We start from the raw sequence: 14,872 nt of genomic DNA, 5'->3' as shown, positions 1-14,872 counted from the left end.
AGAATGGAGCACAGCGTAAGAAATAAGATATCGAAAAAGTTATGTGTTATCTTAGTTTCTTGTCTAGGGTCTGAAAGTATTAAAAATTGCTCAAATAGATTGGTCTTATTCATCTGGAGTTCCCACCCTTGCTTTAGAAAGGTATAAGATCACACATTCATGATGATTAGTAGTGATTTTTAAAATTTTCACCTAGATTTCTGAAAAATACCGCGTTTTATACATGCGCCGGCCCTGACTATTACACATGGATAATGTGTCGCTTTTTTAGAAGAGTGTATAACTAATACAATATCTTTAATACCCACATTTACACACTCATTCACAATATATTAAATCAGCAGCTTATCAACTAAAAGCTGCATTTTAGGGAATTACTTCGTTGCAAGAAGAATACAAGTACCTGACTCTGCTATAGAAATGACAGCTTTTGATATTCGATTAATCATAAACTACCCTTTTAAGGCTTAAACATATCATTATTTTTCAAATTAAAAGAATCTTTGTAAGCTCTAAGAATAATTTTTAAAAATCTCTTATCTTGAGAGAGAAATGCTTTGCTAAAATAAAAAAAAGCAATAGCTAAAGACCTATTTTTAACAAAAAAATTCTCCCCATATTCTCTGAGAATATAAAAATGATTTCTTAGCATAAAATAGCCTTTCCATGATTTTAAATCATCACTTTGATTATTTACAAGTAAACGTTGAGCAGACGCTTTAAAAGAACATATTATATCATAACCTGCATTTCTAGCTCTAATTGAATAGTCAAGATCATCGTTAAAAATGAAAAAATCCGAATTTGGATATCCAATAGAATCGACTACAGATTTTGATATAAGTGGCCCTTCGAAAGGCACACCTGCAATAGATATTGAATCACAATCACGTAAGTTATGATATATATCAGCAATTGTGGTGGATTTAGGGTTTTTACAGAAAATTTTCTTTAGATCATAAGTCACGGGGGAAATCTCTGCACAAGTCCCATCAAGATTAAAACGAATCGGTTGTGTTATCCCGTTAATGTTATGCGACAATAATTCCTTTAAACAATTAATTGAAGGTAAAAAATCATCGTCCATCAACCATAAATGATCATAATCATAATTGCTTGCTAATTTAAACCCAAAATTAAAACCTCCAGCTCCACCTAAATTTCCTCCTGTGTTATGATATTCAATATTATAATTATCAGATATTAATGAATTAACTAATACATCAGTACCATCCTGACTATTGTTATCTACAACAATAACTTTATCTAAACTATATGATTGCTGCAACAATCGATGTAATACTTTATTTAATAATTCTTTTCTTTTATAAGTAACAACAATTGCAATTACTTTCATATGTTAACCTCTTTGTCTAATAAATCAAAAGCTGAACGAATCACTTGATGCATATCGTAATATTTATATTCTGCTAATCTACCACCAAATAAAAACTTGCTATCAATTGATGTTAAAGCTTTGTATTTTGAATATATTCTATTATTTTTAGTATCATTTACAGGGTAATAGTATTCATCACCAACTTCATATTCTTTAGGGTATTCTTTTGTTATAATTGTGTTTTTTTGCTTTCCAAAATCAAAGTGTTTATGCTCTATAATTCTTGTAAAAGGATATTTTTTATCAATATAATTAACGACTGAATTACCTTGATAATTTTCAATTGATAATTTTTCATGTTCAAACTTTAATGAACGGTAATCCAACGAACCATACTTATAATCAAAAAACTTATCAATTGGTCCTGTATAAATAACTTTAGTTGCTAGGCTATCCCAATACTGTTTATTATCAAAATAATCAACATTTGTTTCAACATCAATATTCTGCAACAAAGCATTAATTAAATTATTGTAGCCACCGATTGGAATTCCTTGATACTTATCATTAAAATAATTATTATCGTAAGTAAAACGAACTGGTAAACGTTTTATAATAAAAGGCGGCAAACTAGAGCAATCCCTACCCCACTGCTTTTCTGTATACTCTTTGATTAGAGTATTAAAAATATCACGGCCGACTAAAGATATAGCTTGTTCCTCTAAATTTGATGGAACTTTCCCTTCTAGTTCCGAACTCTGCTCTGAAATTTTATCAATAGCCTCTTGAGGAGTTGTCACCCCCCAAAGCTGATTAAATGTATTCATATTAAATGGTAAATTATATATTTTACCTTTTGAAAGAGCTACTGGGCTATTCGTGTATCGATTAAACTCAACAAAGCTATTAACGTACTCCCATATTTCTTTATCATTTGTATGAAATATATGAGCACCATATCTATGCACATGAATATCATCTATTTCTTCACAATAAATATTCCCGCCAATATGATCTCGTTTCTCGATAACTTTAACTTTTTTTCCTAATTTATTTAATTCACAGGCCATTACTGAACCAAAGAGACCACTACCGACAATTAAGTAATCATATACCATAAATAATCCTATTTTATTTTTGAGGGCTTTTTATAAATTGAACTTCATCTTTAAATAATAGTATTAAAGATGGATTAAAAGCTAAGTTAAAAAGTAATGTTTCAAACACGCTATAATTAAACATTAACAATGTAAAAACGATTAATAATGTTTCTTTTGAAAGAAATAAGTACGTAAACAAACGGCTATATTTATAGATAAAATAAAAAAAAGGTACAAACCCTAGGTATATAAGACCAAACACAAATGATGAATCTAATGGAAATTCTAAGTCAGAGGAATTAAACCTCACACCAAACAAAGCATTAAGTATTGAACTATCAAAATAATCTCTTAAATATATAAACCATAGATTTGGTCTGCTACTTAACAATGTATTAAAAAATCCGTTATTAAAATGAAATGCGACTACATACGTAATAGCTATAAAGAAAAAAGGAGAAAAAAATAAAACTTTTTCCGTAAATTTAAATTTTTTAATACCTAAATATATGATTAAAGTAGGCATACCTGAAAACAAAACGTAAACAAAAGTTCTAGATAACGTTTCATTATAAACCCAAAAAGAAAAAAAAGAACTAAATATAATAACAATAGAAATTATTTTATAATTTTTAGAATGTAAATATACTAAACTATATAAAATAGGAAACGTAAACATAAATGCATTATTAGGGTTTTTAAAACCTAATGCACTCCTAATGACACCATCTCTATAATATGTCGTTATTTCGCCTAAATAATTCACTCCAACAGCCCACAAAAAAATTATATAAATAAAAAAAGATAATGATGTAAACAAGTGTGTTTTTATCATCACTTCAGAGTTACATTTTTTTGCAGCAACACAATAAATTACTAATTTAAACACAAGCGGAGAAAAACCGCCAACTAAAATTAGAAAAGAAAATGAGAGCAACACTATATCAAATTTATCTATTTTAGATAAAGATATAATTAAAAAACATATAATCAATGTTAAAAAGAAAAAAAACTCATTAACACCATAACCGTTCAATAAAAATTTAGTATATTCTGTAATTATAACGGAAAATATGAATGTAACAGATAAATAATTCTTTAATAACTTTGTATTATTTTCTTTTATAGCATTCAATTATAGAATCCCCTAAAGCTCTAACTTTACACTCAATACTGTTATTGGCAGTAGAAGATAAAGATATTATTTCAGAAATAGAAACTAACTCTTGAATGAGTTGAAACGGTATATGACTTGGAATTATACTTATTGATGTATATTTTGAATAATCAGTCAATTCTCTTGGATGAGGTTTTATTGCTGAAATAGAATACGTTTTCATTATATCAATATACATAGCAACTTTCTCATTCTCAGTCATTCTCCCATCTTCTGAAAACGGTTGTGTAATTAATAGTCTATCTATAATTAAGTTATTTCCACAGGAAAATGAGAATAGTTTTTTAATTCTTTCTTTTCCTTCATCGCTTAAATCATCAAACATATTTTTAATATTAATTAACTCTACCTTTTTTTTAATTTTATCTTCTAAGATAGGCGCCCCGTCAGTTAAATAGATTTTTTTAATTTTATTTGAAAACCCAAAGAGTTTAGAACCGATTAAAAGTTCTTTAACTTTATTAGATAATGATATGGAATTATATTTTTTGAAATTTACACTACCATCCTCTAATAATATAAATCCATTCTTTAAAAAAATATATGAATAAAACAAATGGTCATGACCAATAAAAGTTGCTTTCTTATGTTTCAATCTAAATTTAATTAATGCTAATGAAGAAAAAAGTCTACGTAAATATTTTTTATTTTTTGATGGGATATAATAAATATTTGGTATCTTATCCCTTATTACCTTAGGAATTCCATCAGATACAATAAAAAGACAGTCAGTAATATTAGCTTTCCTTATTAAGGAATATAAATAAATAGAGTAAACACTATCAACTATAATTAAATTACTTATTTTCATATTTAAAATTAAACCAAGGCATTGGATATGATTTATATGATAAAAAAAATGTTAACGTGAAATGAACAAATTTTACCATAGCAAAAGAAACAGCCACTCCATACATTCCATATAAATGAACTGCTATTGGAAGTATCAATATATATATAAGACCTGAAATAATAGTACCTAATGAAAGTAAATAGGTCTTTTCTGAATAATAAATAAAATGTGCAACTGATAAATATAATCCACCAAAAATTTGAGCTACAATCAGCACTGGAAGAATATTTAAGGCCAATAAAAACTCACGTCCAAGAAATGGCCTTAGAATTAGAGGTAAGCAATAAACCAAAACTATAGTCATTAATATAGATGAAATAAATAAGATATAATATAACTTTACTATTTTTCTCTTTATAATTTCTTCATTATTTTTTAAAGTTGAAAACAACCATGGACCATAAGCCTTATTGATACCATCAAAAAGAATACTCAATCCAAGGCTCAATTGGTATGCCGCAAAATATATTCCAGCATCGCTCTTACTTAACTCTGAACCTATGTATATTTTATCATAGGATGTTAATAAAAACATACCAAAGATATGCGGTATAAGTCCACCACCATATTTCATTAATGGTTTATAATTAAAATTTACCACACTAGATAAATGCGTACTTAGCATATTATCCTTTAATAAGGATAATATGCTTAAAATAGAAAAAACAAAAGAGGCGACTACTATACCATATATGCGACCATCAACACCATTTTTTATTAAATAGAAAACAAAAATTATTGATAATATAAAATTCATTAAACTATTCGATATTTGTAGAAAACCAAATTCTATTGCTTTTGCTCTTATCTGCCACTGACTTAATCTAAATAAAACAACAAAATTACAAAAAGACACAAGTAAAGCTAATAATATATAGTTAACAGTAATTCCAATTAGTGCTTCTATCCACTCATTATTAAATAAAAATATAATAGAAAGAACAATTAAAGTCGTTATTACAAGCAAAACAAAACATGCTGAGTTATACACTCTGAGAGCATTTTTATTTAACTCTCCATCGAAATATTTTCGACTAGCAGCCACATGTACATTCATACCTACAAACGCGTTAAAGCTAGCAATCATAGCCATAAATATACCAACAACACCATATTCCTCAGTTGTCAAATATCTTGTTAAAATCGGCATCAATAAGAATGGAATTGCAGCATTAATTATATTACTGCACAAATAAACCCCTCCTTTTTTTAGAAAATTAGCCATTTCGCCTCAAAATAGTAATAAATTTATAAAACAACGAATATAAAAAAAGAAAAATATTATTTTTGTAAATTAAATGTTTTCTTATCAGAAAAAATTCCACTTTCATCTTATACGACAATTTATCTCTATAATTAAGATTTAAATTAATGTACTTATTATTAATTTCTGAATTTTTATTGTTTAACAACTCAAAATCATGATACTTTATTGAGCTAGAATATATATGACGAAAAATATAGAAGCTAATAAATGCCAAATATTCTTTTGATATATTTCTATAACTTCTCAGAATATTCAAAGCATCAAGCATACTTTTATTATGTTTAGTAACACCCTCAGATACAGATCCACTTCTTAAAAATCGATAACCTACAATTTTTTCAGCCGAATAGAGCATACTATTAGCTCTATCCAGTAATAATGGTGTAAAGACTACGTCTTCTCCAACCATATGCACTGGGAATCTTACACCATGAAGAATATTGCTCTTAATAAGCATTCCCCAAGGTGCAAACCCTCGTTTTAATATAAAATCGATTTTATCTATTTTAGAAATATCTGAAAAATTAATTTTATGACTAAAACCCACATTCAGTATTGATGAAAATTTAAAATAACTTGCAGCAAATATATCACATTTACTTTTAAGACTGACTTGTAACATATCCCGTATCGCATCAGGGTGAAGAATATCATCACTATCTATAAAAAAGATATAGTCACCTGTAGCGTCATCCAAACCTTTATTTCTAGCTCCGCCAGGGCCAGAGTTTTCATCAGAAAAAATAATCTTTATTTTTTCTGATGTATATTTAGATAACTTTTCTTTTGTTGTATCAGTAGAGCAATCATCTATTATAATTATCTCTATATCTTTATATGACTGCATAAGAATTGATTTAATGCAATCGTCAATATATTCTTCAACATTATATGCTGCAATAATTACACTTACTTTATTCACAGCTAAAAATCCTCAAATGATAAAGGCTTACCAAATTTCAAGTTATTTTTGGCTTTCTTACCTAAAACCTCATCTAAATATTTAGGCTTTATTCCATTTCCAGGACGAACTGAACGTATATGTTCTTCTGTTAAAGTATCTCCCCTCTTAATGTCTTTAACAATATATAAAGAGCGACGATGACATTTTGTTTGTAGTTCAGCCTCTGTACTAATAAAGTTTGGCTTCCCTATCGCTTCAAAAGCCATATTACAATTTACAACCAAGGACTTTAATTCTTCTTTCTCTAAAGAAAATGCAGAATCAGGACCTCCATCAGTTCGTGCTAATGTGAAATGCTTTTCAATAACACACGCACCCAATGCTACTGCTGCAACTGATACTCCAATATCCATTGTATGGTCTGAAAGGCCAACTTCAACATTAAAAGCATCACGAATTACTGATATTGTAGATATATTTGCTTGTGAGGCTGGTGTTGGATAGCCACTAGTACAATGAAGAAGGATTAAATCATTCGCTCCTGCTGCTTTTGCCGCTAAAACAGCTTCTTCTATTTCAGCTAAATTGGCATTACCCGTCGACATGATTATCGGCTTACCTGTTGCCGCCACTTTTCGAATCAATGGTAAGTCGATCAACTCAAATGACGCGATCTTATATGCCGGTGCGTTCAAACTTTCTAGAAAGTCGACAGCCGTATGGTCAAATGGAGAACTAAAGATGGTGATACCAAGCTTTTCAGCTTCATCAAACAATGTCTTATGCCAATCCCAAGGTGTATGAGCTTGTTCATATAAGTCATATAATTTAGAACCATCCCATAAGCCACCACGAATCATAAACTCCTCACTATCGTGATTAATTGTGATGGTATCGGCCGTATAAGTCTGTAATTTAACAGCATCTGCACCCGCATCTTTCGCGGCCTTAATCAATTCAATTGCACGAGTGATATCACCATTATGATTACCTGACATCTCTGCTATGATATAAGGTTTATGACCCTTACCAATTTTTCTATTTGCTATCTTCATTATTTCCTACTTATTTGCCAGGTAACTTTCAATCTTTTTCAACGAATCCAACGTCGACATATCAGACGCTGGTATCGATATTTCGAATTGCTTTTCGATTTCCATTATTAACATCAAGTGCTTAAAAGAGTCCCATTCAGGACAGCTTGCCATATCCGTTCCATCGTAATTAACACGGCCATTATCAATAACCGAACGATAGATCTCCATAAGCTTATCCTTTTTTGAATCTACAGCCTCAAGCTTAATAGACTGATGGGATATTGATATTGAGTCTACAGGATAAGCTTCAAGCAACTCAAACAAACCATGATTTGGATGGATAAGAAAAGCGACTCTACGACCATCAAATGCTCCATCTGCACGAGGAGCAACCACAAGTTTTGCACCAAAATCCTGCTCTGCAACTTTAACCGCCTTATCAATATCCTGTATGGCATAACAAAGATGGTAAGCCCCACCACCAGAGCCTATATGCCCAAGAATCGGAGAGTGGTCATCTAGTGGTGCCAGTATCTCCACAACCCCCATACCATTGAGCTCCACAAATGCATAGTACACTTGTTGTGCAGGATTTTCTCCGGGTCCTCGAAGCAGCTTGGCTCCGGGAACAGATAAAAAGTCTTTCAATGTAGCTATCAAATCTTTCGTCGTCACTGCATAGTGATCAACATGAAGTACACCTAAAGCCGAAAACATTGCATTCATATAAATTTCTCCTATGCCTTCCAATTTAGAGTCATTAGGTTGGATTCCAACGGCAACGACTGCTGAGCAAACTCGAATACCCATTGCTCGCAATCATCTGAAACAAAATGATTGTTCTTATAAAGGTCTCGAACTGGCATATTTTTAGAGCTCGCAATAAAGCGACCAATCACAGAGTCCTGAGAAGACTCACTAGCTAAAAGAATCAGCTTACTTATTATGACATGCTCAATATCTCTCCCCATCACTCTGCATGACATCACGAAGTTATCAACGACCCAGCGATTATCCTTTTTCACGATAACCAATGCCGCAACGCCTTCATACTCTTTGGAGTATTTATCTTTAGAGCGAATATGGAGTACTTGATAATCAGAGGTCATCATCCATTCGCTCAATTGTTCTTTACTATAGCGTGTTGTCGTTGTGTTGAATTGATTTGTTTTATTAAAGAGTTGATATGTTCGCTCGAAATTATCTGAATTCAATGCTTCTACACATATTTCCATCCCCAAACTTTTAATAAATGACGCTCGATCAACAAACTCGGTTTGCGCATTCTGAATATCCGCCCTCTGTTTGTAGAGCTCCGAACGTCGTTTATCAGATTCACTTACTTGCGCGACACAAAGTTCAGGAAGATTACAAAGGTACTGATACCATTCAGCCGGATCATCTGGTAATTCAGGTACAAAAATATCTGGTGCATTTCGACGCACTTCTGCACGCTCTACAGGGTTATCATCTATGAAACAAAAAGATGATAAACCAAGGTTTAACTCTTTACTTAATGCATGAATATTCTGTGATTTTGGTTCCCAATTAATTCGATGGCTAACAAAATCTTTCGCTCTAAGACGCATCTCCGGATGGGTTTCAATTGCATCTAGTGCCACTTCCTCAGTATTCTTACTGCATATAGTCAGCAAAATACCCCTGGATTTTAGTGTGAGAAAAAGCGATTGAAGATCTTTGTAAATATTACCTGGGTAGTCTCCCCCTAAGCTAATACCGTCTTTTCCATCGTCACCAATGATCCCTTTCCACAAGGTATTATCAAGATCAAGCACTAAGACTCGAGCAGAAAGTGCATTTGCCGCAAAAATAGTACCAATTACAGCCTGGCTGTATGCTTCCAGAAATTGAATGGAGAACGGAGCTCTTGCCATGTACCAATATTTATTCGAGAAACTTTGCCCAGCGCGTTTGATGATTTGAGAGTAAGGAATAACTTCAACCAAATTCTCGTTTTTCATCGTATAAAGCGTGTTATTCCATTCCTGAATTAGCCTATGAATGTTTGAGTCTGATAATTGTTCAGAAATAGAAAAAGGAAAGCCCTTCTGAATAGCAAAATCAGCAACAAATACCCGATTTCCTCGCTGAGCAATATTCTTAATAAATGCAAGGTATTGCAACACGCGTTGCTCTGTTTGTAACAAGGCTTCTTCTGTTGGCAAGGTATAGATATCAGAAAAGAAGTCTTCAATTCGCTCGATAAAAGCGTAGCAAGAAGACGCATCATTAATATCAGTATTCCCAGAATCTAGAAGATCCAACTGATACCGGCCGAATTCTGCTGTCGCAATCTTATAAGGAAACTGCGTATATGTCTTAATATGCTTCGTTAAGGTATCTGATAAAAAATCGGTATTATGAGATGCGAATAGATACAACCGCTGACGTTTATCTAACTTGTTTTCTGAGTACACATATTTCATGTAAACGACATTTTTTGCAGTGTCAGTAGCATCTACAGGAGCCTCGCATTCTACAAAGCCACTTTTTTGATGTAATTTCCATGCGAGCTGATTCTGTCTTAGTGATTCACAAAACAACTCATGAACCTTTAATGTTTTACCCGCATACTGAATAACTGCTTGTTCAAGCTCAAGCCAAATGGCTGTTTTCTCAGCTTGTTTAAGCGCACTGTTGTTGAGGTAAAAACCCCACCATGCAGTCGCGTTATCTTGCTCCCATAAATAAATGCTCACTACGCCTACAGGTTTCTCATCGCGACAGAATATTAAAATCTGTCTTTGGTCCATTAGCATGGTTTTATCCCACCATGCAGAGTGTTCAGTTTTAGAGATGATATGGTCAGTTAACATCACAGCACGCACATCAGCATGATTGCGCCACTCTAACACTGCCCACTTATCGCCTTCTTGTGCAGGGCGGAGACTAAATGTTGTCATTTTTTGAAATCTCTTCTAGGTATTCAACGACTCTTTCGCACCCTTTACCATCAACGAGGTCACCGCAAATGGAAGATTGATTCAAGAGAAGCTCTTTTTGAGAAATAAAACGCTGATATGCAAGCGCATAATCTTGTGATGATAGCTCAGAGTTCAAGCCCAAATAGCAATGACCGTTTATATCATGCAAATCTTTAGCAAGCTGAGTTTGATTGTCTGCGACCGAGCATACGATACCAGGAAGGGCAAGCACGCACCTTTCCCACGTTGTAGCCCCTACAGCTCCAACATATAGATAGGCATCTGAAAAGTAATCCATCATGTTTTTCACTTGGACATGAAGGGTCACCCTAGTCTTATGTTCAGCACACAACGCTTCCAACTGTTGCTTATGAGGGTTGTTCATTCCAATGATCACATCGAAATGATCGCCACTTTCCACACTCAACAATCCAAGTAACGCTTTTGAGGTTTCATTAGCCCAATCAATGCCTCCAAAGAATAGCACCACTTTTCTCTTAGATAAACGCAGTGTATAGTTTGGAAGATGCTTTCTACTTTCACGAAACTCATCTCTCAGCAACGCATATTTAGGACCACAAAGGCGCTTGGTCATGCTGGGAAGGAAAGCATCATAACGACTGTTACCTAAAGAGTAATAATTCTGATCCAGTAACATGTCTACATCATGAACTCTATCAGCCAAGTCGTCGATTTGAAGAATACTGCAAGAAAGTGGCCTCAACGCCACCTGAAAGCGTTCATCTAACGCATAGTGATCGATTACCAACCAATCCAACTTTGTTCGAGTTAGACCAGATAGATAATGAGATACGACACCTTTAACTTGTGCAATTTCAGTTTCATAAGGAACTTCTAACCAATTACCATGAGCACAATGAGTATTGAAGTTTTCTTCCTCTTCCGGCTCAGGTAAACTAATGACATTGAAACTCTCTTCAATGAAATTAATTAAGTTTCCTCCCAATTTTCGACATATGAAAACGACTTGATGTCCATTGCTCTCTAACTTACGTGCAAGTGTGAGCATTCTGAATGCATGCCCCGTCCCCATCTTGAACGACGCATCAACGCGAATACCAATCAGCACCTATCTAACCTTTTAATACTTTAGAGAGTAAAAGAGCAAAATCCCAATCTTCAGGAGTATCAAGATCTACAACTCGCTTCCTAGATATAGGGTATGCAATTGCCTTATCTGAAAACATAGGAATTTTTTTATGGTAGGCACTTGGTTTGCCCCAGTAAAATTGCCCTATATCATGGTACCCAACCTCAAGATCTTGAGATCGCGTATTAAAATGCTCCGGCTGGAACATCTCAACACGTTGATCTTGATTAAGTTTAATTCCTCTTTGTATTGGGAATGGGAATTCACATACAGGAAAACAATAATCCGCAGAAGGTGATTCTAATAACAATTTGTAGGTATTTCGTATGTCATTAACATCAATAAATGGCGCTGTTGCATATATACAACACAGATATTCAATTGACAGTAATTGACTTTCATACCAATTAATAGCATGTAACAGAACATCTGCTGTTGTAGCATAATCATCTGATACATTATCTGGTCGTATGAAAGGAACTTCAGCTCCAAATTGTTTTGCTACATCAGCAATTTCCTGATCATCAGTAGATACGATTACCTTATCAAAACATCCTGAACTTAAAGCAGCTTCTATCGAATATGCGATAATCGGCTTCCCATTAAAGTCTTTAATATTTTTTCTTGGAATACGCTTACTTCCACCACGAGCAGGAATAATCGCAACTTTCATAAATTAACTCTCTAAAACATTGGACAGAACTCGAATAACCGTATCTTGTTGTTCTTCAGTCATTACATGGAACATCGGTAATGAAATTGCTTCTTGGTAATAACGTTCTGATTCAGGGAAATCACCGACTTTAAATCCCATACTCTGATAATAAGGTTGTGTATGTACCGGAATATAATGAAGATTAACGCCAATACCTAGTTCTCGAAGTGCATCAAACACTTCTTTATGAGTTTTGGTAATTTTATCCAACTGCAAGCGAATCACATACAGGTGCAAACCTGAGTATGTTCCCTCAAGTTGATAAGGTAAGATAACAGGAAGAGTAGAAAGCAACTTATTATAACGAGTAGCAAGTTTATGACGGGCCGAAACAAAATCGTTCAAACGAGTCATTTGAGCTACACCAAGAGCTGCTTGTAACTCAGTCATTCGATAATTGTATCCCAAATCAATCTGTTCGTAATACCAGCCACCATGAGATTCATTTTGCATTTGAGCTTGGTCACGAGTAATACCATGACTACGATAGAGTGCCATCTTATCCGCTAGATCTTGGCTATTCGTCATCACAGCACCACCTTCAGCGGTAGTTACAATTTTTACTGGATGAAAACTAAATACAGTGATATCAGAATATTCACAATTACCAATTGGCTTATCAAGATAACGTCCACCAATCGCATGCGAAGCGTCTTCAATAATTTTAAAGCCATACTCTTTAGAAAGAGTATAAATTGCTTTCATATCACAAGCTTGTCCACATAAATGAACAGGAACAATCACCTTAGGTAAGGCATTGGTTGATTTAGCATGAATTAGTTTTTCTTCTAATGCATCAATACTCATATTGTACGTTTGAGGATCGATGTCCACAAAATCAACATCAGCGCCACAATATAGGCCACAGTTTGCAGAAGCAACAAATGTCACGGGTGTTGTCCACAACTTATCACCTTTACCTAGACCAAGCGCTAAACAAGCAATATGTAATGCCGACGTTGCACTATTTACTGCTAATGAGTAGGTCGCACCAGTATGAGTTCTAAGAGCGCTTTCAAATGCAGGAACTTGAGGTCCTTGCGTTAAGAAATCAGACTTTAAAACATCAACAACAGCATCAATATCTTGCTGAGTGATTTCTTGCTTACCATAAGGGATCATATATTTTGTCTCAGATTAAACCGTAAAGTTAGGATCTACATGTTCAACAATCAATTCACGTAAACCTTCAATTGTTTCCCACTCAGTGTTCGTTCCAGAGTTATATTTGAAACCAAACGGTACCTTTTCTGCTTTATGGTGAACCATGTATTCTTCTTCTGTATAAGTAAATGATACAGAAGGAAGAATTGCATAATAGCGACCTAAATCAATAGTATTTAACGAATCGGTATCCGTAATCATTTCTTCATGCAATTTTTCGCCAGGGCGAATACCAACCACTTTAGTTTTACACTCAGGAGCAATTGCTTCGGCTATATCTAAAATTTTATATGATGGAATTTTAGGGACAAATATTTCACCGCCCAAATGATTTTCTAGTGCATACATCACCATATTCACACCATCTTGAAGAGAAATATTAAAACGCGTCATCTCTTCATGAGTAATTGGTAATACACCTTCTTCTTTCTTCTTCATAAAGAAAGGGATTACAGAGCCTCTAGAGCCCATCACATTACCATAGCGAACCACACTAAAACGAATATCCTTAGAGCCTTTAATGTTATTTGCTGCAGCGAACAATTTATCTGAAGCTAATTTTGTAGCCCCGTATAAGTTAATTGGAGCACATGCTTTATCTGTTGAAAGAGCAACAACGTCTTTAACACCACATTGCAGTGCTGCTTGAATTACATTTTCAGCTCCATCAATATTGGTTCGAATACATTCGGTTGGGTTATATTCCGCAGTATCAACTTGTTTAATTGCAGCAGCATGAATGATTACATCAACACCTTCACACGCTTGAATCATACGATTGCGATCTCGAACATCACCAATAAAGAATCGTAATTGTGGAAAATCCTTCTGTGGATAATTTTGTTTAATCTCGAACTGTTTTAGCTCATCACGTGAGTAAATGATGATTTTTTTCACGTCTTGATAGCGCTCAAGAATCGTTTTAATGAATTGCTTACCGAACGACCCTGTACCACCCGTGATAAGAACTGTTTTATTATTTAACATTTTCAAACCTTAATTAAACTTATTATCATATTTAGAACATCTTAATTATTGATCTCATAGATCATGTTTAAGATAATTCGAAATGTATCAACACTTTTATGCAAATCAAATACATTCATGTTAAAGAGCTCAAACGACTCCTTATACACGGCAAACGCATGAACATTTTTTAACCAAACATTAGCTTTTCTCTGTACTCATCATTCATTAATGATTTCATTTGAGCTAAGTTTACGCTGTCTTTGCCTTTATTTTTCTTCAGTAAATTAAGCG

13 protein-coding genes are annotated in these 14,872 nt (G+C 33.6%); all 13 read right to left on the bottom strand.

All coding sequences use genetic code 11. The annotated features are described in order from the left end of the window. Positions 1-460: 460 nt before the first annotated feature. Genes HC728_RS18875 through pseB form a run of 13 tightly spaced genes read right to left on the bottom strand, consistent with a single transcriptional unit; the run spans position 461 to position 14,599 of the window. On the bottom strand, positions 461-1,357 hold the full coding sequence (locus tag HC728_RS18875) for a glycosyltransferase (RefSeq protein WP_190395899.1): 897 nt from the start codon (positions 1,355-1,357) through the stop codon (positions 461-463). Further along, complete coding sequence (gene glf, locus HC728_RS18870; RefSeq protein ID WP_190395898.1) at positions 1,354-2,457, bottom strand: UDP-galactopyranose mutase; 1,104 nt, start codon at positions 2,455-2,457, stop codon at positions 1,354-1,356. The genes HC728_RS18875 and glf overlap by 4 nt, the downstream gene beginning before the upstream one ends. A 13-nt stretch (positions 2,458-2,470) precedes the next feature. Then, positions 2,471-3,574: a hypothetical protein gene (locus tag HC728_RS18865; protein WP_190395897.1), complete on the bottom strand. Its 1,104-nt coding sequence runs from the start codon at positions 3,572-3,574 to the stop codon at positions 2,471-2,473. Beyond that, positions 3,552-4,427: a glycosyltransferase family 52 gene (locus HC728_RS18860; protein ID WP_190395896.1), complete on the bottom strand. Its 876-nt coding sequence runs from the start codon at positions 4,425-4,427 to the stop codon at positions 3,552-3,554. Before HC728_RS18860 ends, HC728_RS18865 begins: the two co-directional genes overlap by 23 nt. Continuing rightward, positions 4,414-5,694 (bottom strand): lipopolysaccharide biosynthesis protein, encoded by a 1,281-nt coding sequence (locus tag HC728_RS18855; RefSeq protein WP_190395895.1) that lies wholly within the window; start codon positions 5,692-5,694, stop codon positions 4,414-4,416. Before HC728_RS18855 ends, HC728_RS18860 begins: the two co-directional genes overlap by 14 nt. Continuing rightward, entirely contained in the window at positions 5,687-6,658 is a 972-nt protein-coding gene (locus tag HC728_RS18850; RefSeq protein ID WP_190395894.1) for a glycosyltransferase family 2 protein, read from the bottom strand. The genes HC728_RS18855 and HC728_RS18850 overlap by 8 nt, the downstream gene beginning before the upstream one ends. Before the next feature lie 2 nt (positions 6,659-6,660). Further along, positions 6,661-7,695 (bottom strand): pseudaminic acid synthase, encoded by a 1,035-nt coding sequence (pseI, locus tag HC728_RS18845; protein ID WP_190395893.1) that lies wholly within the window; start codon positions 7,693-7,695, stop codon positions 6,661-6,663. 6 nt (positions 7,696-7,701) lie between these two features. Beyond that, positions 7,702-8,403, bottom strand: coding sequence for a VOC family protein (locus HC728_RS18840; protein WP_236781449.1), 702 nt, complete (start codon positions 8,401-8,403; stop codon positions 7,702-7,704). Between the two features lie 11 nt (positions 8,404-8,414). After that, positions 8,415-10,601, bottom strand: a complete 2,187-nt coding sequence (gene pseH, locus HC728_RS18835; protein WP_190395892.1) for a UDP-4-amino-4,6-dideoxy-N-acetyl-beta-L-altrosamine N-acetyltransferase — start codon at positions 10,599-10,601, stop codon at positions 8,415-8,417. Then, on the bottom strand, positions 10,588-11,712 hold the full coding sequence (pseG, locus tag HC728_RS18830) for a UDP-2,4-diacetamido-2,4,6-trideoxy-beta-L-altropyranose hydrolase (protein ID WP_190395891.1): 1,125 nt from the start codon (positions 11,710-11,712) through the stop codon (positions 10,588-10,590). The genes pseH and pseG overlap by 14 nt, the downstream gene beginning before the upstream one ends. Before the next feature lie 4 nt (positions 11,713-11,716). Continuing rightward, positions 11,717-12,406 carry a pseudaminic acid cytidylyltransferase gene (gene pseF / locus HC728_RS18825; protein ID WP_135353174.1) on the bottom strand — a complete coding sequence of 230 codons (690 nt, stop codon included), beginning with the start codon at positions 12,404-12,406 and terminating at the stop codon, positions 11,717-11,719. A gap of 3 nt (positions 12,407-12,409) precedes the next feature. Further along, on the bottom strand, positions 12,410-13,570 hold the full coding sequence (pseC, locus tag HC728_RS18820; protein ID WP_190395890.1) for a UDP-4-amino-4,6-dideoxy-N-acetyl-beta-L-altrosamine transaminase: 1,161 nt from the start codon (positions 13,568-13,570) through the stop codon (positions 12,410-12,412). Between the two features lie 15 nt (positions 13,571-13,585). Then, the gene (pseB, locus tag HC728_RS18815) at positions 13,586-14,599 is read right to left on the bottom strand and encodes a UDP-N-acetylglucosamine 4,6-dehydratase (inverting) (protein ID WP_190395889.1); all 1,014 of its coding nucleotides are present in this window, start codon (positions 14,597-14,599) and stop codon (positions 13,586-13,588) included. Positions 14,600-14,872: the final 273 nt, after the last annotated feature.

This window comes from Aliivibrio sp. S10_S31 (assembly GCF_014694495.1).
GTDB classification, from domain to species: domain Bacteria; phylum Pseudomonadota; class Gammaproteobacteria; order Enterobacterales; family Vibrionaceae; genus Aliivibrio; species Aliivibrio fischeri.
Note: the sequence above shows the minus strand (reverse complement) of the source record. Positions and strands in the feature narration are given on the sequence as shown.